21 protein-coding genes and 1 pseudogene are annotated in these 24363 nt (G+C 38.3%); 12 read left to right on the forward strand and 10 right to left on the reverse strand.

The window, feature by feature from the left end; genetic code table 11:
• Position 1 precedes the first annotated feature (1 nt).
• Together B3P17_RS11980 and B3P17_RS11985 are read left to right on the forward strand one after the other, a co-directional pair.
• Positions 2–1003 carry a M28 family metallopeptidase gene (locus B3P17_RS11980; RefSeq protein ID WP_252639214.1) on the forward strand — a complete coding sequence of 334 codons (1002 nt, stop codon included), beginning with the start codon at positions 2–4 and terminating at the stop codon, positions 1001–1003.
• Positions 1004–1006: 3 nt separating this feature from the next.
• The gene (locus B3P17_RS11985) at positions 1007–1960 is read left to right on the forward strand and encodes a M28 family metallopeptidase (protein ID WP_252639213.1); all 954 of its coding nucleotides are present in this window, start codon (positions 1007–1009) and stop codon (positions 1958–1960) included.
• On the opposite strand, the gene dprA is transcribed toward B3P17_RS11985, so the two are convergent.
• From dprA to B3P17_RS12005, 4 genes are all read right to left on the reverse strand, one after another.
• On the reverse strand, positions 1961–3082 hold the full coding sequence (gene dprA / locus B3P17_RS11990) for a DNA-processing protein DprA (protein WP_252639211.1): 1122 nt from the start codon (positions 3080–3082) through the stop codon (positions 1961–1963). It abuts the gene before it with no gap.
• A gap of 3 nt (positions 3083–3085) precedes the next feature.
• Positions 3086–3757 (reverse strand): ABC transporter ATP-binding protein, encoded by a 672-nt coding sequence (locus B3P17_RS11995; protein WP_252639209.1) that lies wholly within the window; start codon positions 3755–3757, stop codon positions 3086–3088.
• Between the two features lie 5 nt (positions 3758–3762).
• Positions 3763–5082 carry a UDP-glucose dehydrogenase family protein gene (locus tag B3P17_RS12000; RefSeq protein ID WP_252639208.1) on the reverse strand — a complete coding sequence of 440 codons (1320 nt, stop codon included), beginning with the start codon at positions 5080–5082 and terminating at the stop codon, positions 3763–3765.
• Positions 5083–5186: 104 nt separating this feature from the next.
• The gene (locus tag B3P17_RS12005; RefSeq protein ID WP_252639206.1) at positions 5187–5876 is read right to left on the reverse strand and encodes a hypothetical protein; all 690 of its coding nucleotides are present in this window, start codon (positions 5874–5876) and stop codon (positions 5187–5189) included.
• Between the two features lie 176 nt (positions 5877–6052).
• Between B3P17_RS12005 and purL the strand changes: the two genes are divergently transcribed.
• The 4 genes from purL (at position 6053) to B3P17_RS12025 (ending at position 11300) form a co-directional block, all read left to right on the forward strand.
• Positions 6053–9748, forward strand: coding sequence for a phosphoribosylformylglycinamidine synthase (gene purL / locus B3P17_RS12010; RefSeq protein ID WP_291105629.1), 3696 nt, complete (start codon positions 6053–6055; stop codon positions 9746–9748).
• A gap of 125 nt (positions 9749–9873) precedes the next feature.
• Positions 9874–10290 carry an acyl-CoA thioesterase gene (locus tag B3P17_RS12015; protein WP_252639203.1) on the forward strand — a complete coding sequence of 139 codons (417 nt, stop codon included), beginning with the start codon at positions 9874–9876 and terminating at the stop codon, positions 10288–10290.
• 23 nt (positions 10291–10313) lie between these two features.
• Complete coding sequence (locus B3P17_RS12020) at positions 10314–10721, forward strand: acyl-CoA thioesterase (protein ID WP_252639202.1); 408 nt, start codon at positions 10314–10316, stop codon at positions 10719–10721.
• Positions 10722–10775: 54 nt separating this feature from the next.
• A complete protein-coding gene (locus B3P17_RS12025) occupies positions 10776–11300 on the forward strand; it encodes a histidine phosphatase family protein (RefSeq protein ID WP_422653396.1) in 525 nt (174 codons plus the stop codon).
• A gap of 50 nt (positions 11301–11350) precedes the next feature.
• Here B3P17_RS12025 and B3P17_RS12030 read toward each other — a convergent pair whose 3' ends face one another.
• From B3P17_RS12030 to epsC, 3 genes are all read right to left on the reverse strand, one after another.
• Entirely contained in the window at positions 11351–11803 is a 453-nt protein-coding gene (locus B3P17_RS12030) for a hypothetical protein (protein WP_252639198.1), read from the reverse strand.
• 84 nt (positions 11804–11887) lie between these two features.
• Positions 11888–13369 carry a TlpA family protein disulfide reductase gene (locus tag B3P17_RS12035; RefSeq protein ID WP_252639196.1) on the reverse strand — a complete coding sequence of 494 codons (1482 nt, stop codon included), beginning with the start codon at positions 13367–13369 and terminating at the stop codon, positions 11888–11890.
• Between the two features lie 24 nt (positions 13370–13393).
• Positions 13394–14212 carry a serine O-acetyltransferase EpsC gene (epsC, locus tag B3P17_RS12040; protein ID WP_006842265.1) on the reverse strand — a complete coding sequence of 273 codons (819 nt, stop codon included), beginning with the start codon at positions 14210–14212 and terminating at the stop codon, positions 13394–13396.
• A 186-nt stretch (positions 14213–14398) separates the two neighbouring features.
• Here epsC and gdhA point away from each other — a divergent pair, with 186 nt between their 5' ends.
• Together gdhA and mtgA are read left to right on the forward strand one after the other, a co-directional pair.
• Complete coding sequence (gene gdhA, locus B3P17_RS12045; RefSeq protein ID WP_252639195.1) at positions 14399–15736, forward strand: NADP-specific glutamate dehydrogenase; 1338 nt, start codon at positions 14399–14401, stop codon at positions 15734–15736.
• A 259-nt stretch (positions 15737–15995) separates the two neighbouring features.
• A complete protein-coding gene (gene mtgA, locus B3P17_RS12050) occupies positions 15996–16727 on the forward strand; it encodes a monofunctional biosynthetic peptidoglycan transglycosylase (RefSeq protein WP_252639194.1) in 732 nt (243 codons plus the stop codon).
• Positions 16728–16968: 241 nt separating this feature from the next.
• On the opposite strand, the gene B3P17_RS12055 is transcribed toward mtgA, so the two are convergent.
• Positions 16969–18102: an aldose epimerase family protein gene (locus tag B3P17_RS12055; RefSeq protein ID WP_291105636.1), complete on the reverse strand. Its 1134-nt coding sequence runs from the start codon at positions 18100–18102 to the stop codon at positions 16969–16971.
• 16 nt (positions 18103–18118) lie between these two features.
• A complete protein-coding gene (locus B3P17_RS12060; RefSeq protein WP_252639192.1) occupies positions 18119–19111 on the reverse strand; it encodes a glycoside hydrolase family 43 protein in 993 nt (330 codons plus the stop codon).
• Between the two features lie 178 nt (positions 19112–19289).
• On the opposite strand from B3P17_RS12060, the gene B3P17_RS12065 reads away from it, so the two are divergent.
• Genes B3P17_RS12065 through B3P17_RS12075 form a run of 3 tightly spaced genes read left to right on the forward strand, consistent with a single transcriptional unit; the run spans position 19290 to position 21767 of the window.
• The gene (locus B3P17_RS12065) at positions 19290–20267 is read left to right on the forward strand and encodes a polyprenyl synthetase family protein (RefSeq protein ID WP_252639190.1); all 978 of its coding nucleotides are present in this window, start codon (positions 19290–19292) and stop codon (positions 20265–20267) included.
• Between the two features lie 17 nt (positions 20268–20284).
• On the forward strand, positions 20285–21007 hold the full coding sequence (locus B3P17_RS12070) for a hypothetical protein (protein WP_252639189.1): 723 nt from the start codon (positions 20285–20287) through the stop codon (positions 21005–21007).
• Positions 20994–21767, forward strand: coding sequence for a TatD family hydrolase (locus B3P17_RS12075; protein WP_252639187.1), 774 nt, complete (start codon positions 20994–20996; stop codon positions 21765–21767). The genes B3P17_RS12070 and B3P17_RS12075 overlap by 14 nt, the downstream gene beginning before the upstream one ends.
• A gap of 95 nt (positions 21768–21862) precedes the next feature.
• Here the strand turns inward: B3P17_RS12075 and B3P17_RS12080 are convergent, their stop codons facing one another.
• Positions 21863–23056, reverse strand: coding sequence for a saccharopine dehydrogenase family protein (locus B3P17_RS12080; protein WP_135103691.1), 1194 nt, complete (start codon positions 23054–23056; stop codon positions 21863–21865).
• A gap of 567 nt (positions 23057–23623) precedes the next feature.
• Between B3P17_RS12080 and B3P17_RS12085 the strand changes: the two are divergent.
• Positions 23624–24363 (forward strand): annotated as a pseudogene (locus B3P17_RS12085) (F0F1 ATP synthase subunit beta); the annotation flags it as partial.

Genomic DNA, 24363 nt, shown 5'->3' on the forward strand with positions numbered 1-24363 from the left:
TATGAAGAAGACAATATTTCCTTTTTTATTATTTATATCTATTTCTTTATTTTCTCAGTCGGCGAAAGAGAAAGGTTTTGCAACAATTAATAAAGAAAGCGCAAAAGCATATATTGGCTTTCTGGCAAGCGATGCAGTAGAAGGCAGAGAGGCCGGTAGGCATGGTGGACGTGTTGCCGGAGAATATGTGAAGTCTGTGTTGCAAGATATGGGACTTAAACCTCTGAATGAGGATTCTTATTTCCAGCCTTTTGAAGCATATAGTCCCGAGAGACAAAAAAGAGTGCGTTTTTCTGTTCATCCCGATTCTATTCAGAAGTATAGTCAACTTCCGGCTCATCGTAAGTTAGAGTTAAGGAATGTATTGGGATATATTGAAGGTAAAAATAAGAATGAATATGTTGTAATGGGTGCTCATTACGATCACTTAGGTATGGATGAAGTCCTCGATGGGGATAAGATATATAATGGTGCCGATGATAATGCTTCGGGAGTTTCTGCTGTATTGCAAATAGCGAGAGCATTTCTTGCGAGTGGAGAAAAGCCCGAACGTACAATTATTTTTGCACTATGGGATGGTGAAGAGCTAGGACTGTTAGGCTCGGAGTATTTTATGCAGACATGCCCTTTCGCATTAGATATTAAAGGATATGTTAATTTTGATATGATTGGACGAAATAATGACGAGCAGAAACCAAATTATGTCGTGTATTTTTATACCGAAGCACACCCTCTGTTTGGTGAATGGTTGAAGAGCGATATTAAGACATACCGACTAGGTTTAGAACCTAATTATCGCGCTTGGGATAAGCCTATTGGTGGTAGTGACAATGCTTCATTCGCAAAAAGAGATGTTCCTGTGATTTGGTATCATACAGACGGACATCCCGATTATCATCAACCGAGCGATCATGCCGATAAAATAAATTGGGATAAACTTGTCGAAATAACGAAAGCTGCTTATCTTAACCTCTGGAATTTAGCAAACCTGAAAACATATTAAACCATGAGGTGTAAACTTATCCTTGTCGTATTCTTTTTTACTCCATTTTCTTTATTTGCACAAACACCTAAAGAAAAAGGTCTGGCAGCAATATCTTTGCAAAAGGCAAAGGAGTATATAGGAGTTTTGGCTAGTGATAGTTTAGAGGGGCGTAAAGCCGGCGAATCGGGCGGATTGAAGGCCTCAGAATATATAAAAAGTACACTTCAAAAAGTCGGTGTTAAGCCTTGGAGAGATGCTTATTATCAACCTTTCGAAAGTGATCGCTATCCTTCTCTAAAGATGCGTAACGTATTGGGATATATCCCCGGAGAGTATCAGGATGAGGTTGTGATAGTTGGTGCACATTACGATCATATAGGTGTAAAAGCAAACAAAACGAATGACAGTATATACAATGGAGCTGATGATAATGCTTCGGGGACATCGGCGATTCTGCAGATAGCAGAAGCCTTTTTGGCTTCCGGCGAAAAACCATTGCGCACTGTCATTTTTGCTTTGTGGGATGGAGAGGAATTGGGCTTGTTGGGTTCATCTTATTTTGTTGAAGATTACTTTAAGAACATAACTTTTCCTTTACTCACAGCTCCTAAAATAAGAGGCTATATCAATTGTGATATGATTGGTAGAAATAAGACGGAGGCTGATTATAATTATGTAGCATGTTTTTTCTCCCCTGAGAAACCTGTATTTAAAGAATGGTTGCAGAACGATATTGCCGCATATAATTTGAATCTGGTTCCCGATTTTCGCTCTATGGATGATTCTCCCGGAGGAAGTGATCATATTCCTTTTTCGATGAGAAAGATACCTGTTATATTTTACAATACCGATTTGCATGAAGACTATCATAAGCCGACCGATCATGCCGATAAAATTAATTATGAGAAAGTGGTAAATATTACTAAAGCCACCTATCTTAATTTGTGGAATATGGCGAATCTGAAAGATTTCTAGTTAGGATATCGTATATAAGTTTCCCGGGAGTGTTCTTATCATTCCTTTCATCTCCATCTCCAGTAATGTAGAAAACAGTGAGTATGCCGGAACACCAAGCTCTCTGGCTAACTGATCGATATGTATAGATTCTTTTTCTGATAATTTATTAACGATGGCTTGCTCATCATCGGTCAATATGGTGAAAAGACTTTGTTGAATAGGGGCTTTCCTCCTTTTTGACGATTCGTTATCCCACCCCATTTGTTGCAGGAAATATTCTGTTGATCGGAACAAATCGGCTTTGTGTGACGAGATAAGCTTGTTACATCCTTGAGAATATTTATCAGTCATTTTTCCCGGAACGGCAAACACATCTTTACAATATGAATTCGCAATTTCCGCCGTAATCAACGAACCCCCTTTTACGTCAGACTCAACAACAATAACAGCATCGGCAATGCCTGCTACTATCCGGTTTCTTTTTACAAAATTGTATCGGTCGGGCTCTGTATTGCTTGGGAACTCAGAAAGCAACCCTCCTTTAGCGACCATTTCTCGAGCTATTTGCTTGTGTACATGCGGGTATATTCTATCTAAGCCATGAGCCAGTATCCCGATTGTCGGTAAATTATGTTTCAGAGCGGCTCTATGTGCATTGATATCTATTCCGTAAGCAAGTCCGCTTACAATTAGGGTATTAGGTAGCAGGTGTGCAATTTCTTCCAGAAAAGTATCGCAAAAACTATTGCCATAATTTGTGGAGTTTCTTGTTCCTACTATGCTTATTACCTTCTCGGTGTTGAAATCGATATCTCCCTCAAAATAAAATAATACAGGAGCGTCTGCGCACTCTTTTAGTCGTTTAGGGTAGTCCGTCTGATTGATGAAGTAAGTCTTAAGCTTGTTCTTCTCTATAAAGGAGAGTTCTTTTTCTGCTTTTATAAGAACCTTCGGATTAAGTATGCCATCAACCAGCTTATGAGAGATTTCTGTTTTAGAGATCAGAGTTTTTCTGTTTGTTCTGAATATAGCTTCCTCATCTCCCATTATCTGTAAAAGATTACGAGCAGTAATATCACCCACTCCCGGAATGAGGGTGAGGGCAATCTGATAAATACGTTTATCAGAGGAAAGGTTCATCTCTTAGATAGATTCTTTTAAAGGGTCAAAAATCTGACCATCTTTCATGTGTACGGTTCTGTCTGTTATAGAAGCCAGATTTTCGTCGTGAGTTACTATAATGAATGTTTGTCCTAATGTATCGCGAAGCTTAAAAAATAATTGATGTAGTTCTTCTTTATTTTCAGTGTCGAGGCTACCCGACGGTTCATCAGCCAAGATGATTGCCGGATTATTAATTAAGGCACGTGCTACAGCAACACGTTGCTTTTCGCCTCCCGATAGTTCGTTTGGTTTATGACCAAGTCTATCGGCTAAGCCCAGCATGTCGAGTAATTCTTTTGCCTTTTGCTTTGCCTGAGAATCCTTAACCTTTCCTATCAGTGCAGGTATCATTACATTTTCCAGCGCTGTAAATTCGGGTAAAAGCTGATGGAACTGAAATACAAATCCAATGTTTTTGTTTCTGAAATCAGACAGTTGGCTATCTCTTAGTGAGTTCAGTTTTTGTCCATTAATGTGTACTGTACCACTGTCAGCCTTATCCAGTGTCCCTATGATTTGCAGAAGGGTCGTCTTTCCGGCTCCACTAGCACCTACAATCGATATTATCTCCCCTTTTTCTACATGAAGATCTATGCCTTTGAGAACTTTAAGCGAGCCAAAACTTTTAGTTATTCCTTCTACAGTAATCATTTGTTTTATTTTATACCAATACCGAAATAGTCAAATCCTATTTCGTTCATTTCTTGTTTGTTGTATATATTTCTTCCATCAAAAACGACAGGTTTCTTCATGGTTTTCTTTATTACTTCCCATGTCGGCAAGCGGAACTCGTTCCATTCGGTAACCATCAATATTGCATCTGCTTCTAATGTAGCATCGTAGATATCTTTTGCGTATGTAATACTGTCGCCTAGAATTCGTTTAGCCTCTTCCATTGCTACAGGGTCATAAGCCTTAACTTTTCCTCCTGCTTCTAAAATTTTATCAATGATAACCAGCGATGGCGCTTCACGCATATCATCCGTTTTTGGTTTAAATGCCAGTCCCCATACGGCAATAGTTTTTCCTTTTATATCGTTATCATAGTATTTCATTAGTTTCTCGAAGAGAATTTTCTTCTGGAACTCATTCACTTCTTCAACCGCTTCGAGGATTTTCATTTCATAGCCCAGATTTTGAGCTGTATGTATAAGTGCTTTTACATCTTTCGGAAAGCAGCTTCCACCATATCCGCATCCAGCATATAAAAATTTAGAACCGATGCGCACATCTGCTCCGATTCCTTTTCGTACCATATTGATGTCAGCTCCTACAATTTCGCACATATTAGCAATATCGTTCATAAAACTGATTCGGGTAGCCAACATAGCATTCGCTGCATATTTTATCATCTCGGCCGAAGGAATATCGGTATATATAATGCGGTAGTTGTTCAATGTGAAAGGTTTGTATAGTCTTTCCATCAATTGCTTGGCTTGGTCAGACTCAACACCAACCACAACACGGTCGGGTTGCATAAAATCTGTAATGGCTGCACCTTCTTTCAAGAATTCGGGATTTGAAGCCACATCGAATTTCAGATCCGTTAAACCTCTTTTGTCTAATTCGTCCTGAATGGTTTTCTTTATCAGCTTGGCTGTACCTACAGGTACTGTACTTTTGGTTACAATAACCATATATTTGTTTAGTTCTTGTCCAATAGTACGTGCCACATCAAGCACATATTTCAGATCTGCACTTCCATCTTCATCCGGAGGTGTACCCACTGCGGAGAATACAATATCAACCTCGTTGAGGATAGAGCTAAGGTCGGTCGTGAAATTTAGGCGTCCCGCTTTATGATTGCGTTCCACCATTTCGTCAAGTCCCGGTTCGAAAATAGGAATGATACCATTCTTCAGTTTATCTATCTTGTTTTGATCGATATCGATACAAAAAACTTCCGTTCCCATTTCAGCAAAACAAGTTCCCGTAACGAGACCTACATAACCTGTACCAACAATAGCGATTTTCATGCCTGAATTAAATATTATAAATAACTAAATATTTGTAGTGCTTAATTTTGAAATACAAATATAGTATTAATCTTTTATCTTAAATCTATATTTGGCTCTGTCTGTTAAAAGAAATATGTGACACTTAGCTTTAGGGTTCTGTTGTACAACGGATATTGGTCATATACAATATTATATAAACCGTGATGGTAATTGAGAGCAAACTGATAATTGTTGTGTTCTATTCCGAGCAATATACTGCCACCCCAATCAAAGTATTTATAATTGGCATCATCTGTTTTCAGCTCCTCATCATATACACCTGAGCTAGGTTTTTTATCTTTTCCGTACGAGCGATCAGTCCCTGCTATTGATCCCATAATATCCATACCGACGTATGGACCTAAACCAAATACCAAGCGATAATCGTCTTTAATAGACCATTTTACGCCGAAGTTGAACGCTAAGTTCGTATAGAATCCCGTTATTCTTTTTATTTTTTTAGACTCTCCTATATAAGCATTTTTTAGACCGGTATTGATATAGGTTACAAGATAATCTATCTGTAGTACAAAGTTGTTTTTTCCTTTTTGGATGCTATAGCCTATATCCCATGTTGGTAATACGCCCGATTGATATGCCCCTGTTGTAGTAAAATAACTTCCCGGTATAATCCCTGCCGATTCATAAGGCTTCATTCCTCTTAATTGGGATATTCCAATAGCACCTCTGATGCCAAAAGATGTATATGATTCTTGAGAGTATAGATTGAAGGCAATGGTGCATAGTACGATGTAAAGTAATAGTTTTTTCATTTGTCTTTTTTTTAAGGTTCAAACATTAAGACTTCGCTTTGTAGCAAAGGTTTAATATATAATATAAAGCTGTAATAAAAGGCGTTTGCTATTTTTCCTTTTTCTTTCTATATATTGTCACTTTTCATTACCTTTGTATGCCTATTATAAGTCAATCATTAACTTGAAATAAAAATATGGTTTCTTTCTTTCAAACCCCTTCCGGGAACATTATTGCTGTTCAAACAAGCTCCACCCTCAACGATGATTTTATCCAACGCCTGACATGGGCATTCAGTGGTGCAACTATGCTTGATTCTGATGAAGTTTCAGGCTTTTTTGTTGGTCCTCGCCGCGAGATGATAACCCCATGGAGTACAAATGCTGTGGAAATTACCCAGAATATGGGGATAGAGGGAATTGTGCGTATCGAAGAATTTTTTTCTGTCGCAAGTACCGATGCAGAGCATGATTCTATGCTCCAACGTATATACAATGGGCTTAATCAGCGTATTTTTACAATAGATAAGACGCCGGAACCTATTATAGAGATCGATGATATCGAAGCATATAACCAGCAGGAAGGTTTAGCCTTAAGTGAAGATGAGGTTGAATATCTGAACAGTGTAAGCCAACGATTGGGGCGTAAGTTGACAGATAGCGAGGTGTTTGGATTCTCTCAAGTGAATTCAGAGCATTGCCGCCACAAAATATTTAATGGAACTTTTATCATTGATGGTGAAGAAAAAGAAAGTTCTTTATTTAAACTGATAAAAAAGACATCTCAAACAAATCCGAACAAATTAGTTTCGGCATATAAAGATAATGTAGCCTTCAATATGGGGCCTCAAATAGAACAGTTTGCTCCTACAGAAGGAGACAAACCAAGTTATTTTGAGGTAACACCGATCAAATCGGTTATCTCTCTGAAAGCCGAGACGCATAATTTCCCTACAACTGTAGAGCCGTTCAATGGTGCGGCTACAGGTTCGGGAGGCGAAATTCGTGACCGTCTGGGTGGAGGTAAAGCTTCCTTGCCTATTGCAGGAACAGCCGTTTATATGACTTCTTACCCAAGAACCAAAAAAGGAAAAGCATGGGAGGAAGCTATTGAAGAAAGACCTTGGCTATATCAGACTCCGGAGGAGATACTGATAAAAGCATCTAACGGTGCTTCTGATTTCGGAAATAAATTTGGTCAACCGCTGATTTGTGGGTCATTACTTACATTCGAGCATGAAGAAAACAGAAAGAAATTTGCTTTCGATAAAGTAATTATGCTAGCCGGAGGGGTAGGATACGCCAACAAGCGCGATGCGCTCAAAGGCGAACCTAAACCCGGAGAAAAAGTAGTAATACTGGGTGGTGATAATTATCGTATCGGTATGGGCGGTGGAGCTGTTTCTTCTGTTGATACAGGTCAGTACTCAAGCGGAATAGAACTGAACGCCGTACAGCGTGCAAATCCCGAAATGCAAAAGCGTGCAGCTAATGTTATTCGTGCTTTAGCAGAATCGAAAGACAATCCGATCGTGTCTATTCACGATCATGGAGCAGGAGGGCATTTGAATTGTTTATCGGAACTGATAGAAGCTACGGGAGGAAAGATAGATGTATCTAAACTGCCTGTGGGAGACCCTACTTTGTCTTCGAAAGAAATTGTAGGAAATGAAAGTCAGGAACGTATGGGCTTGCTTATTCCAGAAGAAGCTGTAGATAAAATAGAACGAATTGCTCAACGTGAGCGTTCACCGATGTACGTCGTAGGTGAAACTACTAACGATATGAAGTTGGTGTTTGAACAAGCTGACGGAAAACGTCCGATAGACCTGAAGTTGGAAGACTTTTTTGGTAAAGCGCCTAAAACAATAATGCGCGACGATACGCTTGAAGAAGAATATACCAATCCGGAATATGATCTCTCAAAACTGGAAGACTATATAAAAAATGTACTACAACTAGAGGCTGTTGCTTGTAAAGACTGGTTGACAAACAAGGTTGACCGTTCGGTGACAGGTAAAGTTGCCCGTCAGCAGACACAAGGAGAAATTCAGTTACCACTGAGTGACCTTGGAGCTGTGGCTTTAGATTATAAAGGAAAAGCAGGGATAGCAACATCTATAGGACATGCGCCCCAGGCTGCGATGGTAGACCCGGCGGCAGGTTCGGTGCTTGCTATTGCCGAATCGCTTACAAATATAATTTTTGCACCTATCGAAGATGGGTTGAAGGGTATTTCTTTGAGTGCTAACTGGATGTGGCCTTGTAAAAATCCGGGAGAAGATGCCCGCTTATACAAAGCTGTAGAAGCATGCTCTGAGTTTGCTTGCGAACTGGGGGTAAATATTCCGACAGGTAAGGACTCTCTTTCGATGACTCAGAAATACGGAGACGAAAAAGTATATTCACCGGGCACTGTGATCATCTCGGCAGCAGGTGAAGTAAAGAATATACGCAAGATCGTTTCTCCTGTATTGGCATACATAAAAGGAACGTACCTCTATTATATAGATTTCTCTTTCGATACCTTCAAACTTGGAGGTTCGGCTTTTGCTCAGACTATGAATAAGCTGGGAGAGGAAGTGCCAACCGTTCAGGATACTGAATATTTCAAAAATGCATTTAATGCTGTTCAGGAGTTAATAGACAGAGGACTGATACTTGCTGGACATGATATTTCAGCTGGAGGTCTTGTTACCGCAATGCTTGAAATGTGTTTTGCAAATCCTCAGGGAGGTCTTGAATCTCGCTTAGATAAGTTGCATCATGCAGATATAATAAAAGTATTGTTCTCCGAAAATCCGGGTATTCTTATTCAGGTAAAACATCATCATCTGGTAGAAAAAATCCTTGATGATTATGGTATTGGTTTTGCGATTATTGCCAGACCAATCGAGGAGAGAAAACTGGTAATTCAGAAAGATACATTTGTTCAAGAATTTGATATAGACGAGCTGCGTGACGTATGGTTCGAATCTTCATACTTGCTCGATAAAAAGCAAAGCGGAGAGAAACTAGCCGCAGAGCGTTTCCAGAACTATAAAAATCAGCCATTACAGTTTAACTATAATCCATCTTTTACAGGCAAATTTGCTCAGTTTGGTATCGATCCGGACAGAGTAAATCCTACCGGACTAAAAGCGGCCATTATCAGAGAGAAAGGAACTAATGGAGAACGTGAGATGGCATATTCCTTGTATCTTGCAGGGTTTGATGTGAAAGACGTACATATGACAGACTTAGCTTCTGGTAGAGAAACGCTTGAGGATATCAATCTGATTGTATTCTGCGGAGGCTTTTCTAATTCGGATGTACTTGGTTCGGCTAAAGGTTGGGCAGGAAGCTTCATGTACAACGAAAAAGCGAAAGATACTCTTCGCAAGTATTACCAACGTGAAGATACATTGAGTCTTGGTGTGTGCAACGGCTGTCAGCTGATGATGGAGCTTGGGCTGGTATATCCAGACCATGATGTGAAACCTAAGATGGAACATAATGCTTCTCATAAGTTTGAATCTACGTATGTTAGTGTGGAGATTCCTAAGAACGAATCTGTTATGTTTGGTTCTCTATCGGGCAGTAAGCTTGGTATATGGGTAGCACATGGTGAAGGACGTTTCTCGATGCCAAAGGCTGAATCGGAATACAATGTTATAGCTAAATATATTTACAGCGAATATCCGGGCAACCCTAATGGTTCTGATTATGATATTGCAGGTGTTGTTTCTAAGGATGGGCGTCACTTGGCTATTATGCCTCACCTTGAACGCTCTTTGTTCCCTTGGCAATGTGCATATCTGCCATTCGAACATCGTAGAGATGATTTTACTCCTTGGATAGAAGCATTTGTAAATGCAAGAGAGTGGGTGAAAAATGTAATCACTAAAAAATAAAATTATCTGCATTTGGATATCGAATGATATTCATAAGTAAAGGATAGAAAGGTAACAGCTAAAATATTATAAATAGCTGTTGCCTTTATTCCTTTTTTGAAGTTTCGTAGAACTAAAATATAAAAATGGAAGAGAAAAAAACTCTATTCGAACAGGCAATGAAGGTGCGCGACTATGAATGCGATGCACAAGGTATTGTCAATAATGCTAATTACCAACATTACTACGAAGTTGTGCGCCATGAATTTTTGGAAAAGCATAATCTTAATTTTTATGAATTGCATCAGCAAGGTGTAGATGCGGTAGTAGTGAGTGTATATATCCGTTACAAGCATTCTTTGCGTGGTAGTAACGACTTTATTTGTACCGTCGATTCTATCGAAAGAGAAGGAATACGAACTATTTTCAATCAGAAAATAGTTCGTTTAAGGGATAACAAGGTTTGTTCTACAGCTCGGTTTGAGATTGCCTGTATGGTGAATGGTAAAGTAGGAAAGCCTCAAATTTTTGATGAGGTTTTGGGTAAATATATTTTACAATAAACGGAATATTAGCAGATAGGCTTATGGCACTCACGTTTGAAAACAAAATGAAAGTTCGCGACTACGAATGCGATTCGCAAGGTGTGGTTAATAATGCTATTTATTTACATTATTTTGAAGCTACACGTCACGAGTTGATGGAGAAGTGTGGACTTCGTTTGCGTGATCTCACCGAAGCGAATATACTACCTGTGGTGCGTAATGTAAATATTAGCTATCGGAATTCTTTACGGGGATCGGAAGAATTTGTGTGTAGTATTAAGATCATGCGCAAAGGTCTTCGGTATCTTTTTCATCAACAAATCGTCCGTGTGCCCGACAACACTTTGTGTGCCGACGCTGTTATAGAGGTAGTTTGTTTGATTAATGGTAAAGTGGCAAAGCCGGATATGTTTGACAAGGCTTTTGCTGATTATATAAATTGGGAATAAGAAAAAATGAATTCAAAAATAACATTATATGTTGCCCGTCACGGCAAAACGTTGATGAATACTCTTGATAGAGTTCAGGGGTGGTGTGATTCTCCTCTTACTGATGAGGGGATTGATGTAGCCCGTTATTTGGGACATGGTCTCAATGATGTGGTATTTAGAACCGCATATTGTAGCGATCTTCGCAGGACAAGACAAACTGTAGAGGTTATTCTGGAGGCCAAAGGGCAAAAAGATATACCTGTATATGAAATGTCCGGACTGCGTGAGGCGTGTTTTGGTGGTTTCGAAGCCGATTTCAATCATACGATGTGGAATAGTGCGGCTCTTTATCTGCATTACACATCTGTAGATGCAATGTATAAAGATATATTAGCGAAGAAAATCAATTACAGAGATGTGTTGAATGCCATAAAAAAAATAGATAAGCTGGGGATGGCTGAAAATTTTTCTCAGGTAGAACAACGTACTCAGGCCAGTTTGAAAGAGATTGCCGAAAAGGAGATACGAAAAGGAAATGGTAATATCCTTATTATATCACACGGAATGAGTATATTGGCAATGCTTCTNNTGATATGAGTTATGTAGAAAAGGGTAAACTGATGATAGGAGTAGAGGTATAAAAACTTCTACTCATTCAATAACTTATTAAGAAAGTCGTCGAATTCACGATCAAACTTTTCCATCAGGTCGTTGTCTAACTTGATTGTCGAATCTTCGTTTATAAGCAACAACTCTTCTATTACCTCAAGATTGTCGTCGGCATAGTTTACAGAAAAAGGTTTGTATAGGTCTAAAGATGAAAACATTTCTTCTTTATCCAACTCTTCTGTAACTTCTCTTAGAATAGAAATAACCTTATCGTCGCTCAACTCTTCAACTTTATCTACCCAGTCGAAAATAACGATTTCAGCGACTTTGTTCTCTTCATCATCATAGAATGCAACTTCACCACTTTCTTTATCTACAGTAATAAATACATCGGTGAGTGAGCTGCCTTGGTAATCTTTTGATAGGGTATCTATTGCCTCTACAAAAGTGCTTCTGATTAGCGATGAGGGACTTTTACGAACTTCTTCCATTGGCTTTTTTTCAGCTACAAAGTTATTTTATACGAAAGTACGAAAAATATTCTATTATCCTATTTCTTTGGATTTCAAAATGTATTACAATAATTCATTTATCCACTTTCTCATTTTGTTCGGCTCCATCGAGTTACCCTTATGTTTCAGTGCTCCTGATTTATCATAAATTAGATAGGTTGGAACTCCTATTAATTGTAAATCATTTTTGAGATAATCCCATGTTTTTTCGTCCAGATAATAATGTTCACCTCCTATTTGTGAAACTTTTTCTTCCCAAGCCTTCCGTACAGAAGTATGATTTGTTATATATACAAATACAACATCTTTTCCTGTTAGTTCTTTTTTTACAGGTTCTATTTGTTTCATGTTTTTCAAACATGGACCACACCATGTTGCCCAAAAGTCAATGAAAACAACTTTGCCTTCATATTTTTGTAATATTCTGCTTATCAACAGTTCTTTTGAAACTTTGGGTGTTTCATTAATCTTAAAATCTTTCGAAGAGCTATCGGATTGAATGAGTTTTATTACTTTTTCATTCTCCGTAAATAACATCTCAGAGAAAGCTTCTTCTTTGTAATAAGATTTTATATCTTTTTTTTGCGATTCACTCAGAGGTTTTAATTCATTCAATTGCTTTGTATATGCATTTAGAATTAACATCTTGTCGAAAAAAGAATGATCATCATCAATAATATATTTTACGATCGAGTCTGTTTTATCTTTCCACACGTCAAGAGAGTACATCTCAATAGGAGGTATTCCAATGTTGTTGATATTTAGTAAGTTTTGTATTAATATTTGATAGGAAGGCGAGTATAGATAATATGGGTTGTTCAACTTTAAGTCTTTCAATATAGAATAATACGAAATATCAGGCTCGGTTGGCGTGTAATTACTCTCGTCGTCATGTAACTTATATTTATTCTTTATTGTTTGAGAGTAGTTTAAAATATAAAAATTAGAAAAAAGAGCTTTTAACTCACAGCCCATAATAAGCTTCAAGTTTTCAGATAAGTCACTTCTTTCTTCCAGCTTTTCTAGGATGTTAGATAATGCTTTCTTACTAATTAGTGCATATTCGTTAGGGGTAATATTGTAATCATTTACATCTACACCAAAATCTTTACCCATACATATTTCCAGCAGCTTGTCTCCCATGTTCATATAATTAAACGGAGGACTTAGGCTGTTTTCTATACTGACGTGCTTTTCGCCATTATTATCAAAAGAAATATTAAGCTTTGTATTTTCATTTGGTAACAGATATATAAGCCCACTGTAAATAGGAGATTCTATAACGCAGAGGCTAACTGTAAATATAGGTATATTAAAACTAAATGTACCGTTGTCCTCAATTGGTATTTCAGAGCCAATATTGTCGAAGCCTATTCTATTTATTCGGATATTAAGTGTTTCAGTTTTTTGTTCTTTTGGTACATTTCCGAGTATCTTTCCTGAAAGAGTTCCTACCCCACATTTAAATTCAGGGATGGGGAGCTGTGCATGAATCATACAAGCGTATAAAACCAAAAAAGCAACTAAAACCAAAAGCTTTTTCATTGTATTAATATTGGCTGCTTTGAACTATATATTAAAATCCAGAATATGTTCACCTGTTTTTAGGGTATTGTGTATTCTGATTTCTGCATTTTGTTGTACTAATGAGTATGGTACCACACTCTTTGTCAGCCAGGCGTTACCTCCGATGGTAGAGTCGTGTCCTACAACGGTATTACCTCCCAAGATTGTTGCTCCTGCATATATAACCACATTGTTCTCGATGGTCGGGTGCCTTTTTTCGTTCGCTAAACCTTTGGTTACAAATAAAGCTCCGAGAGTAACGCCTTGATATATTTTTACATTATCGCCGATGATTGTTGTTTCGCCGATAACGATCCCCGTACCATGGTCTATATAAAAAGCTTTTCCTATCTCTGCTCCGGGGTTGATGTCTATTCCCACTTTAGAGTGTGCATATTCAGAAAATAGGCGAGGGATAATTGGCGTTTTCATCTTGTAGAACTCATGCGATATACGGTAAACTACCTGCGCAAAAAAACCGGGGTAAGTTAAGATTACCTCTTCTATCGATTTTGCAGCCGGATCGTTTTTGTAATATACTTCCGCTTCGTCATATAGTTGGTCTTGTAGTTCCGGTAGATGAGAAATGAATTTTCCGACTGTTTCTTCTGCTTGAGCCCTATCCAGCAAAGCTGAAATATTCTCCACCATAATGGAGTAAAAGTAATACAGCTTTTTCTCTCTCGATTTTTCCTGATCGCAAATAGGGAATAGTACACGGTGTATCAATGTGTTCAAAGCATCTTCCAGTTCTATTCTGTTAATTGGTAAATGTTTTGATTCTGCTCTTAATTTATTCGCTATTTCGTAAATATTAGTCATGATTTTCAGTGTTGTGGAAAACAAAAATAAGAATTAAAACAATATCTCTGGAAATTTGATAATGTTAAATTATTATATGTTATAAATCATGCTATTATAGATGAATTTTTTAAAAATAAATTGATATAAATAACTTCTTTATTTATATTTTTGTATAGTAAAATAACCGACATAATCCTTTATATTATGAATATTAATGACATTTTATCATCTTTAGAGGCAAGACATCCAGGAGAATCCGAATTCTTGCAAGCAGTAAAAGAGGTGCTTGTATCCATCGAAGATGTTTATAACCAACACCCCGAATTTGAAAAGAACCGGATTATAGAACGTCTGGTAGAGCCAGACCGCATATTCACATTTAAGGTGCCTTGGGTAGACGACCGCGGCGATATTCAGGTGAATATCGGCTATCGGGTACAATTCAATAATGCAATTGGCCCTTATAAAGGAGGTCTAAGATTTCACGCTTCGGTAAATCTTTCTTCACTCAAATTCTTAGGGTTTGAGCAGACGTTTAAGAATGCGCTCACTACTTTGCCGATGGGTGGTGGTAAAGGAGGATCAGACTTTAGTCCGAGAGGAAAGTCAAATGCCGAAATTATGCGTTTCTGTCAGGCTTTTATACTCGAGCTTTGGCGCAATATTGGCCCTGATACAGATGTTCCTGCCGGAGATATAGGTGTGGGTACTCGCGAGATAGGTTATATGTATGGTATGTACAAAAAACTGGCTCGTGAAAATACCGGTACTTTTACCGGGAAAGGATTGGAATACGGAGGTTCATTGGTACGTCCTGAGGCAACAGGATTTGGAGCTCTCTATTTTGTGAATGAAATGCTTAAAGCAAAAAATATAGACATTAAAGGTAAGACCGTCGCTGTTTCAGGCTTTGGAAATGTAGCGTGGGGTGCAACACTCAAAGCTACCGAGCTGGGAGCAAAAGTGGTGACTATCTCCGGACCTGACGGTTATATCTATGATGCAGACGGAGTGAGTGGTGAAAAGATAGAGTATATGCTTGAATTGCGCGACTCGGGTAATGACATTGTAGCACCTTATGCAGAGAAATTTCCGAATGCAGTATTTCATGCAGGCAAAAAACCTTGGGGTGAAAAAGTGGACATTGCTTTACCTTGCGCTATACAAAATGAGCTGAATCTTCAGGATGCTCAGGCTTTGATAGCTAATGGGGTAACATGTGTAGCCGAAGTGTCTAATATGGGCTGTACGGCAGAAGCTGTAGACTTTTTCATCGAGCAGCATGCGCTCTTTGCTCCGGGTAAGGCTGTGAATGCAGGCGGCGTTGCTACATCTGGTTTAGAAATGAGTCAGAATGCAATGCATATACAATGGGGTGCCGAAGAAGTTGACCAACGTTTGCATGGTATTATGAAAAATATACATGGACAATGTCTCAAATTTGGAAAAGACAAAGGTGAATATATTAATTATGTGAAAGGAGCCAACGTTGCCGGATTTATGAAAGTAGCCCGGGCAATGATAGCGCAAGGAGTTATATAATAACTGATTTTGTAAACCAATCGTTTGAAGAGCCTTTTAAATTCATGTAATTTAAGAGGCTTTTTAATTTGTAGTTGGAAACTGTATTATCCTGAAAGGTTTTTGATATCGTTCGGAATTAAACTGCCGAAATTTATCTGTCTAACTTGTTACTGTAAGCCCGAACTGCATAAAAAATATATTCTTAATTACTTCCTTAATTATTGAATTTTTACTTACTTTGCAGTTCAAAGTGAGACGTTTATACTAAATTTCGTATATGGTAAAGAAACTGTTGAAATGGGCTAAAAGAATTGTAATATTTCTTTTTCTGTTCAGTATATTTCAAGTCGTTTTATTCAAATTTGTTCCTGTATACTATACTCCATTGATGGTATGGAACAATATGGGGCAATTGTTCTCGGGAGAAGCTGTCGTTTGCCATCACAAATGGGTTTCGATAGATAAGATTTCAGGTTACCTGCCGCTTGCTGTAGTAGCTTCCGAAGATAACTTATTCCTCGACCACTCAGGATTCGATTTCGATCAGATAGAAAAGGCTTTGAATGAGGCTGAAAAAGGAAAACGACAGAGGGGTGCAAGTACAATCAGTCAGCAAACAGCAAAGAATGTTTTCCTTTGGTCGGGTCATTCATATATTCGCAAAGGACTGGAAGTATATTACACATTCCTTATAGAACATATCTGGGGTAAAGAGCGTATTATGGAGGTCTATCTCAATTCTATCGAGATGGGTAAAAATATATATGGTGCTGAGGCTGTCGCTCAGGTGAATTTCAGGAAATCGGCAAAAGCTCTTACAGCAGGAGAATCTGCGCTGATAGCGGCAACGCTTCCTAATCCTATCCGATTTAATTCGGCAAAACCATCTGCTTATATACAGAGGCGTCAGGCAAAAATATTAGATTTGATGTGGAAAGTAAAGCCTGTAGAATTTGACAAAGAGGAGAAGAAAGAAGTAAAGAAAAGCGTCAAGAAAAATAAGAAGTAGAGAACCTGCCCTATGAAACTAAACGGAGCTATACAAACAGAAGAGAAGAAATTTTTTTGTGTTCGGATTAATACCTCTATACTTCTTGCATGTATATATAAAGAGGCTAGAAAAGTTCATTGACTATACGCCTACAAAATATTGATGAGAAATTAATTGTATATCAACAGCAATGAGCTGATTAATATAAAAAAAGAGAAAGATCAAATCTTTCTCTTTTTTGTTCTTTAAGCTCAATCTCTTATTTCTTTACAGAGAATTTATAGATTGTTTCGCTTGTATATTTTTCACCGGGACGTAGAGTTGCCGAAGGCCAGTCTTTTTTGTTCGGTGTATCAGGATATTTTTGAGTTTCTAGACAAACAGCAGCACGGTATTGATTTGCTTTGCCTTTTTTACCTTTGTCTTTACCATCCATAAAGTTGCCCGCATAGAATTGCAGTCCCGGTTCGGTAGTATATGTTTCCAATACTATTCCTGTTTTAGGCGATTCTAGTGTAGCTGCTACTTTATTGATGTCTCCACCTGTATTTAATACCCAGTTGTGGTCATACCCTTTTCCGTTTTTCAACTGAACAAAGTCATAATTGTCTATTCTTGCACCAATAGCAGTTGGTGTGCGGAAATCCATATCTGTTCCTTCTACAGGAAGTATTTCGCCTGTAGTCATAAATGTAGAGTCTACCGGAGTGTATTTGTCAGCATTCAGCATGAGTAACCAATCCGTATTTTTTGAGTCCGGATCTCCATCCATATTGAAGTATGTATGGTTTGTCAGATTTACCACTGTTGGTTTATCTGNNTTGATGTCAATAGCGTTGTCATCTTTCAATGTATAAGTGATTTTGGTTTTTAAGTTTCCCGGAAAACCTTCCTCACCATCTTTCGAAAGATAAGTCAGTTCGATTGTTTTATCATCTATTTGATTGGCATCGAATACTACAGTATGAAAACCTTTGTCGCCGCCGTGTAGCGTGTGACCAAAGTTGTTTTTAGGCAAGTCATATTTTACACCGTCAAGTTCGAAAGTTCCGTTTCCGATTCTGTTTCCGTAGCGACCTATTGCTGCTCCGTAATTATTTCCGGGTACATTAATATAATCTTGTATAGAGTCGAACCCGATTACGACATCTTTCTTATTGCCATCTTTATCCGGTACAAGTACAGAAACAATGCGTCCACCGTAATTGGTAACGCATACTTCCATTCCATTTGTGTTTTTTAAGACAAACAGGCCTACTTTTTTACCATTTACTTCTGTTTCAAAATTCTCTTTGTCGAGTCCCGACTCAGTCAATTTGCTTACGGGAGCTTTTTCTGTACAACTAACAGCCAACAGTAATACTGTTAATACAGCTAAACACGTTTTCTTCATAACTTAGATTTAATTATTATTTAAGAGGATTTGCTTTTACTCCTTCGTTGGTGATAACCACAGGTTTTATGTATCCGTTCTCGTCAAACTGCATTTCATCGATACAGGTAACTCTGTGGTTTCCGTCTGTCTCCGTAAGAGGGCGACGATGATATACGATATACCATTTGTCCGATTTCGGTTCATGTATCACAGAGTGGTGTCCTGCTCCTGTAGCTACTTTTGGATCTTGCTGCAGAATCTTACCTATACGTTTGAATGGGCCGAACGGACTGTCTGCGATGGCGTAAGCTACGCTATAGTCAGGGCCTGTCCATCCGCCTTCCGACCACATAAAGTAGTATTTATTGTTATGTATAAACATAAATGGGCCTTCAACATAGTTTTCAGGTGTTACTTCTTTATAGATTGTTCCATCTTCGAATGGAACTAGGCCTGTGAAGTCATCATTCAATTTGGCTACATTACAATGTTTCCAGCCACCATAATAGATATAGTAGCTACCATCTTTATCCTTAAACACAAACTGATCGATAGGTTGAGCTCCATTATAGAACTTGTCGATCAGAGGTTTGCCAAGGTAGTCTTTGAATGGCCCTTCCGGTTTGTCGGCAACGGCTACACCAATACCGCCGTACTCGTTATCACTTTGTATATCATTTCCTCCAAAGAAAAGAAAATACTTGTTGTCTTTTTTGAGAATTGCCGGAGCCCACATGGCTCGTTTAACCCATTTGACAGATGCAGTGTCGATTATCCGTTCGTGTTTAGTCCAGTTTACGAGGTCTGGCGATGAAAAGGCATCCATAAAGACTTGCTCGTCATATGGTGCAGAATAAGTCGGGTATACCCAATATTTGTCGTCAAAGATTATGCCTTCAGGGTCGGCATACCATCCTTCGACGATTGGGTTTCCTGCGGTGACTTTTTGTTCAGGGTTGGCTTGCTTGGGCGTACAAGCCTGCATGATAGAGAGACATGCAAAAATAAGTAAATAATTGTTTTTCATTTAATAATACATTTTTTATTACCGAACCATAAAAATAGGACTTTTTTGATTAGATAGATTCAGTTTTTATAATATTTTGATTTTTCTAGCTAAAAAGTTATCTTTGTTGGGATCAAGATAAGCAAAATTTATCACACGAAAAATCACGGTGTCCAACCTCTAAAATCCAGACGAAATCATGGCTTCTTTATATACTTTTGATGAGATATTGAGTATAGTAAATACAGAGATAAAAAAGATAGAATACAGTTCTGCACCTAAGTCTCTTTTCGAGCCAATATCTTATATCCTGTCACTTGGAGGGAAACGTGTTCGTCCGGCATTATCCCTTATGTCTTACAACCTGTATAAAGAAGATGTGGAGCGTGTGATCCCAATTGCTCTGGGTATAGAGATATTTCATAATTTCACATTGCTTCACGATGATTTGATGGATAGAGCCGATATGCGCAGAGGAAATCCAACGGTGCACATCAAATGGAATGACAATACTGCTGTATTATCGGGCGATGCCATGTTGATAGAGGCATATAAAGAGATAGCAAAGATAGATTCCCAATATTTAAAGCCTGTTTTAGATTTGTTTTCTACTACTGCAACCGAAATATGTTGCGGGCAGCAATACGATATGGAGTTTGAGCAACGTATGGATGTAACTATCGCTGAATATTTGGAGATGATACGTTTGAAGACTGCCGTGCTCTTGGCTTGCTCGCTAAAGGAAGGTGCTATCGTTGCCGGAGCCTCGGCTGAGGATGCTGAAAATCTATATAATTATGGCATTCATGTAGGACTCGGGTTTCAGCTTATGGACGACCTGCTTGATGTTTACGGAGATAGCTCCAACTTTGGAAAGAAAATAGGAGGAGATATTCTTTGCAATAAGAAAACCTTCTTGTTTATCAATGCTCTATTGAGCGAAGAAGTGAAAGATGATCTGATTAGCTGGGTTAATAAAGAGAATTATGATGCAGCGGAGAAAATAAAAGCTGTGACAGCCATATATAATAAACTGAATTTGAAACAGAAGTCAGAAGATCTAATAAATGATTACTATAAGCAGGCGGTGACATGTCTGGACAAAGTAAGTATAGATGCCTCACGGAAAAAAGAGCTTTATAAATTAGCAGAAAGCCTCATGACAAGAATTTCATAACACGAAACATTATAACTATGCCTTACAGACGCTTACCCAATACTGATAATGCTCGGATAAGGGCTTTGAAAACGGCAATAGAAAAGAGCAATACATTTTTTAGTCAGAATGTAATTACTCTGGATATTTATAAACTACAACATTTACTACGCAACTTTGAAACAGCTCAGGTGAGATATCGAGATAGCCTCGAAGTACAGGCTACCGCTAATCGTAAATTTCAGCGATTAGTAAAAAACGCAAGATTGTATATATCACATTTTATACAAGTTTTCAACTTCAGTGTTATCCGCAATGAGATAAAAAAAGAAGTGAAACAACTATACGGGATTGATCCGAGCGATTTTACTGTGCCCGATCTTACCAGCAACGATTCGTTACTCTTTTGGGGTGAAAATATAATAAAAGGAGAGCAGACACGTATCTCACAAGGAGGAACGCCGATCTACAATCCTACAATTGCCCGGGTGAACGTCGCATTTTCGCTGTTTAAAGATGCATATTTTGCACAAAAAACATATCAAAATACGACTTCCCGCCAGCTGGAAAGTTTAAGTCAGCAACGCGAAGATATAGACGCTACTTTGACTTTGGTGTGGAACCAGATAGAGAAAGCCTTTGCCGGTTTGCGGCCAAAAGAACGCTTGGAGAGGTGTAAGGAGTACGGAGTTGTATATTATTTGAGAAAAGAAGAAAAAGAAAAATTTGAGAACCAGACAGATCGAAATGAGAATTATTGATACGCACTCACATATTTATTCTGAAGAATTTGACAACGATATAGACGATGTTATTAAACGGGCAAAACAAGCAGGAGTAGAGAAAATACTGCTACCTAACATCGATGCTTCTTCTATAAATCGCTTGCACAATATATCTGATCGATATACAGGCTACTGTATACCAATGATGGGGTTGCATCCTACCAGTGTAGGTGAAAACTGGAAAGAGGAATTAGATATTATCCGAAAAGAGCTTTCTAAACGCACATATATTGCAATTGGAGAAATAGGGATTGATCTTTATTGGGATAAAACTTTTGAGGAGCAGCAGAGGCTAGTTTTTGAAGAACAACTGCGTTGGAGTATCGAATATGATTTGCCTGTAGCAATACATTCAAGGGATGCAATAGCCGAATGTATATCCTGCATTAAGAATGTAGGCGAACAGCACCTAAGAGGAGTATTTCATAGTTTTGGAGGAACGCTAGAAGAGCTTGACGGGATTCTTTCGTTGAAGAATTTTATGTTGGGTATCAACGGTGTTGTCACGTTTAAGAATTCTACATTGCCAACAGTTCTTAAAGAAACGGATTTGTCTTCTATAATCATCGAAACAGATTCACCTTATTTGGCTCCCGTTCCTTACAGAGGAAAAAGGAATGAGTCTTCTTATACATTGAATGTCGTAAATAAGCTAGCCGAAATATATGGCTTGCCAGCCGAAGAGGTTGGACAAATAACAACAGAAAATGCTGAAAAGCTTTTTGCTTTTAAATAACAGATTCTTAATATAAGTCAACCTTTTGGTGTAAAATAAAACAGCCCTACCGAGAAATTAATCTTTGTAGGGCTGTAAGTTTAATATCGTTGTTATTACATTTCCAAATCTATATCAAACAATTCGTGCCAAGGCAAACCCTGTTTGTTTAGTTGCTCCATAAACGGATCGGGATTAAATTCTTCAACATTGAATACACCCGGTTTGCGCCACAGGCCTTTCATAAACATGATACCGCCTATGGTAGCCGGAACTCCTGTTGTATAGCTTACTCCTTGTGTGCCTGTTTCTTTGTAAGCATCTTCGTGCGAACAGTTGTTGTACACATAGTAGGTGCGTTCTTTTCCATCTTTGATTCCTTTTATGCGGCATCCGATAGAAGTTTGACCTTTATAATTTTCTCCAAGTTCGCCCGGATCAGGCAACACGGCTTTCAGGAATTGGATTGGGACAATCTCAACACCATTGTAAATAATAGGGTCGATACGTGACATACCGATATTTTGAATTACACGAAGGTGAGTAAGATACTCTTGTCCGAATGTCATCCAAAAGCGAGCTCTTTTGAGGGTCGGGTAATTCTTTACCAGAGATTCCAGTTCCTCATGATAGATAACATACGATTCTTTTGGCCCAATTTCAGGATAATTCAACGGCTTGTGTATTTCGTGTGGTTCGGTTTCTACCCATTCTCCGTTTTCCCAGTATTTGCCTTTTTGGGTTACTTCGCGAATATTGATTTCCGGATTGAAGTTTGTCGCAAAAGCTTTTCCATGATCTCCGGCATTACAGTCTACAATGTCAAGATAATGTATCTCATCGAAATGATGTTTAGCTGCATAAGCAGTAAATACACTTGTTACACCGGGATCAAAACCACAACCTAATATTGCAGTAAGTCCGGCTTCTTTAAATTTATCCTGATATGCCCATTGCCATTTATATTCGAATTTAGCTTCCTCCTTCGGCTCATAATTAGCAGTATCAAGGTAGTTTACCCCACATGCCAGACATGCGTCCATAATAGTAAGATCCTGATAAGGTAATGCCACATTGATCACAAGTTCAGGCTTAAAGGAATTGAATAGTCTTTTCAGATCTTCCACGTTGTCAGCATCTACCTGTGCTGTTTGTATCTTGTTGCCGCCTATGGCCGCAGCAATAGCATCACATTTCGATTTTGTACGGCTGGCAAGCATTATTTCGGTAAACACATCCATGTTTTGTGCGACCTTATGTGCAACTACGGTTCCGACTCCTCCGGCTCCGATAATTAATACTTTTCCCATGTCTCTATTTTTATTTATTGATAATTATTTTGTACAACCTGTAATTTGTCTATTTCAAAGTTCAAAGATATTCTAAAAATAATCATTAGGATATTTCTTTTCTTGAAAACGATCATATTCTTCTTTATAAATGTCAATATTCCTGTTAAGAATATCTATAAACTCTTTCTTTGTTCTAAAACCATACTGAATATCATAGCCCCTTGGCTCTATTGTCTCAATGCCCTGTATCTATCGCTGGCATTTGTTCAAGACTTTATTATTTATGGTTAAATTAGGTTTAAAAAAAATAAGTTTACTTATAAAATCTGCCAACAAAAATACTATTAAATATTAATATTGCTTATATTTGTCTTCGGCAATTGATAGAGGGGTCTGGTACCATATTGATTTCGCATAGATACCTCAAGCTTTTATTAATTCACACAAAATCCCTGTAGATAAGGAGGTTTTTGAAATATTTATAGGATTATATCATTATAGTTCTTCTTACCTTATTTAGTTAATAAGGCTTTATTTGTTGAAGCAAAAGAAATTAGAAATAAACAATAATAAATACAAAAGCTTATGTCACAATTAGTCGGGCACATATCCCAGGTTATCGGGCCGGTGGTGGATGTATTTTTTGATACAGCCAATCCATCCCTAAACCTGCCGCAGATCAATGATGCCCTTGAAGTTAAAAGACCTGATGGTCGCTCTTTGATTCTCGAAGTAAAGCAACACATAGGCGAAGACACAGTGCGTGCCGTAGCTATGGACAGTACAGACGGATTAAGCCGTGGGCTTGAAGCGATTCCTCTGGGATCGCCTATTCGAATGCCTATCGGTGACCATGTAAAAGGACGTCTGATGAACGTTGTCGGTAACTCTATCGATGGAATGAAGCCTTTGAGCAATCAAGATGGTGCGCCTATCCATAGAGAACCGCCTAAGTTTGAAGAACTGCAAACAACGCGCGAGGTGTTATTCACCGGAATCAAAGTAGTGGATTTATTAGCTCCATACGCAAAAGGAGGTAAGGTGGGTCTGTTTGGCGGAGCCGGTGTGGGTAAGACTGTATTGATTATGGAACTTATCAACAATATTGCAAAAAAACATAATGGATATTCTGTATTTGCCGGAGTAGGAGAGCGTACCCGTGAAGGTAACGACTTGCTAAGGGAAATGATAGAGTCAAATGTTATCCGTTATGGAGAAGAGTTCAAGAAAAGCATGGAAGAAGGCAACTGGGATTTGTCGAAGGTTGACTACGACGAGCTTCAGAAGTCACAGATTTCCCTTGTTTTCGGTCAGATGAACGAACC

This window comes from Dysgonomonas sp. UBA7630 (assembly GCF_002483985.1).
In the GTDB taxonomy this organism is placed as follows: domain Bacteria; phylum Bacteroidota; class Bacteroidia; order Bacteroidales; family Dysgonomonadaceae; genus Dysgonomonas.

Coding starts and splice junctions, on each gene's coding strand:
- B3P17_RS11980 (WP_252639214.1), top strand. CDS start 2: ATGAAGAAGACAATATTTCCTTTTTTATTATTTATATCTATTTCTTTA.
- B3P17_RS11985 (WP_252639213.1), top strand. CDS start 1,007: ATGAGGTGTAAACTTATCCTTGTCGTATTCTTTTTTACTCCATTTTCT.
- dprA (WP_252639211.1), bottom strand. CDS start 3,082: ATGAACCTTTCCTCTGATAAACGTATTTATCAGATTGCCCTCACCCTC.
- B3P17_RS11995 (WP_252639209.1), bottom strand. CDS start 3,757: ATGATTACTGTAGAAGGAATAACTAAAAGTTTTGGCTCGCTTAAAGTT.
- B3P17_RS12000 (WP_252639208.1), bottom strand. CDS start 5,082: ATGAAAATCGCTATTGTTGGTACAGGTTATGTAGGTCTCGTTACGGGA.
- B3P17_RS12005 (WP_252639206.1), bottom strand. CDS start 5,876: ATGAAAAAACTATTACTTTACATCGTACTATGCACCATTGCCTTCAAT.
- purL (WP_291105629.1), top strand. CDS start 6,053: ATGGTTTCTTTCTTTCAAACCCCTTCCGGGAACATTATTGCTGTTCAA.
- B3P17_RS12015 (WP_252639203.1), top strand. CDS start 9,874: ATGGAAGAGAAAAAAACTCTATTCGAACAGGCAATGAAGGTGCGCGAC.
- B3P17_RS12020 (WP_252639202.1), top strand. CDS start 10,314: ATGGCACTCACGTTTGAAAACAAAATGAAAGTTCGCGACTACGAATGC.
- B3P17_RS12030 (WP_252639198.1), bottom strand. CDS start 11,803: ATGGAAGAAGTTCGTAAAAGTCCCTCATCGCTAATCAGAAGCACTTTT.
- B3P17_RS12035 (WP_252639196.1), bottom strand. CDS start 13,369: ATGAAAAAGCTTTTGGTTTTAGTTGCTTTTTTGGTTTTATACGCTTGT.
- epsC (WP_006842265.1), bottom strand. CDS start 14,212: ATGACTAATATTTACGAAATAGCGAATAAATTAAGAGCAGAATCAAAA.
- gdhA (WP_252639195.1), top strand. CDS start 14,399: ATGAATATTAATGACATTTTATCATCTTTAGAGGCAAGACATCCAGGA.
- mtgA (WP_252639194.1), top strand. CDS start 15,996: ATGGTAAAGAAACTGTTGAAATGGGCTAAAAGAATTGTAATATTTCTT.
- B3P17_RS12060 (WP_252639192.1), bottom strand. CDS start 19,111: ATGAAAAACAATTATTTACTTATTTTTGCATGTCTCTCTATCATGCAG.
- B3P17_RS12065 (WP_252639190.1), top strand. CDS start 19,290: ATGGCTTCTTTATATACTTTTGATGAGATATTGAGTATAGTAAATACA.
- B3P17_RS12070 (WP_252639189.1), top strand. CDS start 20,285: ATGCCTTACAGACGCTTACCCAATACTGATAATGCTCGGATAAGGGCT.
- B3P17_RS12075 (WP_252639187.1), top strand. CDS start 20,994: ATGAGAATTATTGATACGCACTCACATATTTATTCTGAAGAATTTGAC.
- B3P17_RS12080 (WP_135103691.1), bottom strand. CDS start 23,056: ATGGGAAAAGTATTAATTATCGGAGCCGGAGGAGTCGGAACCGTAGTT.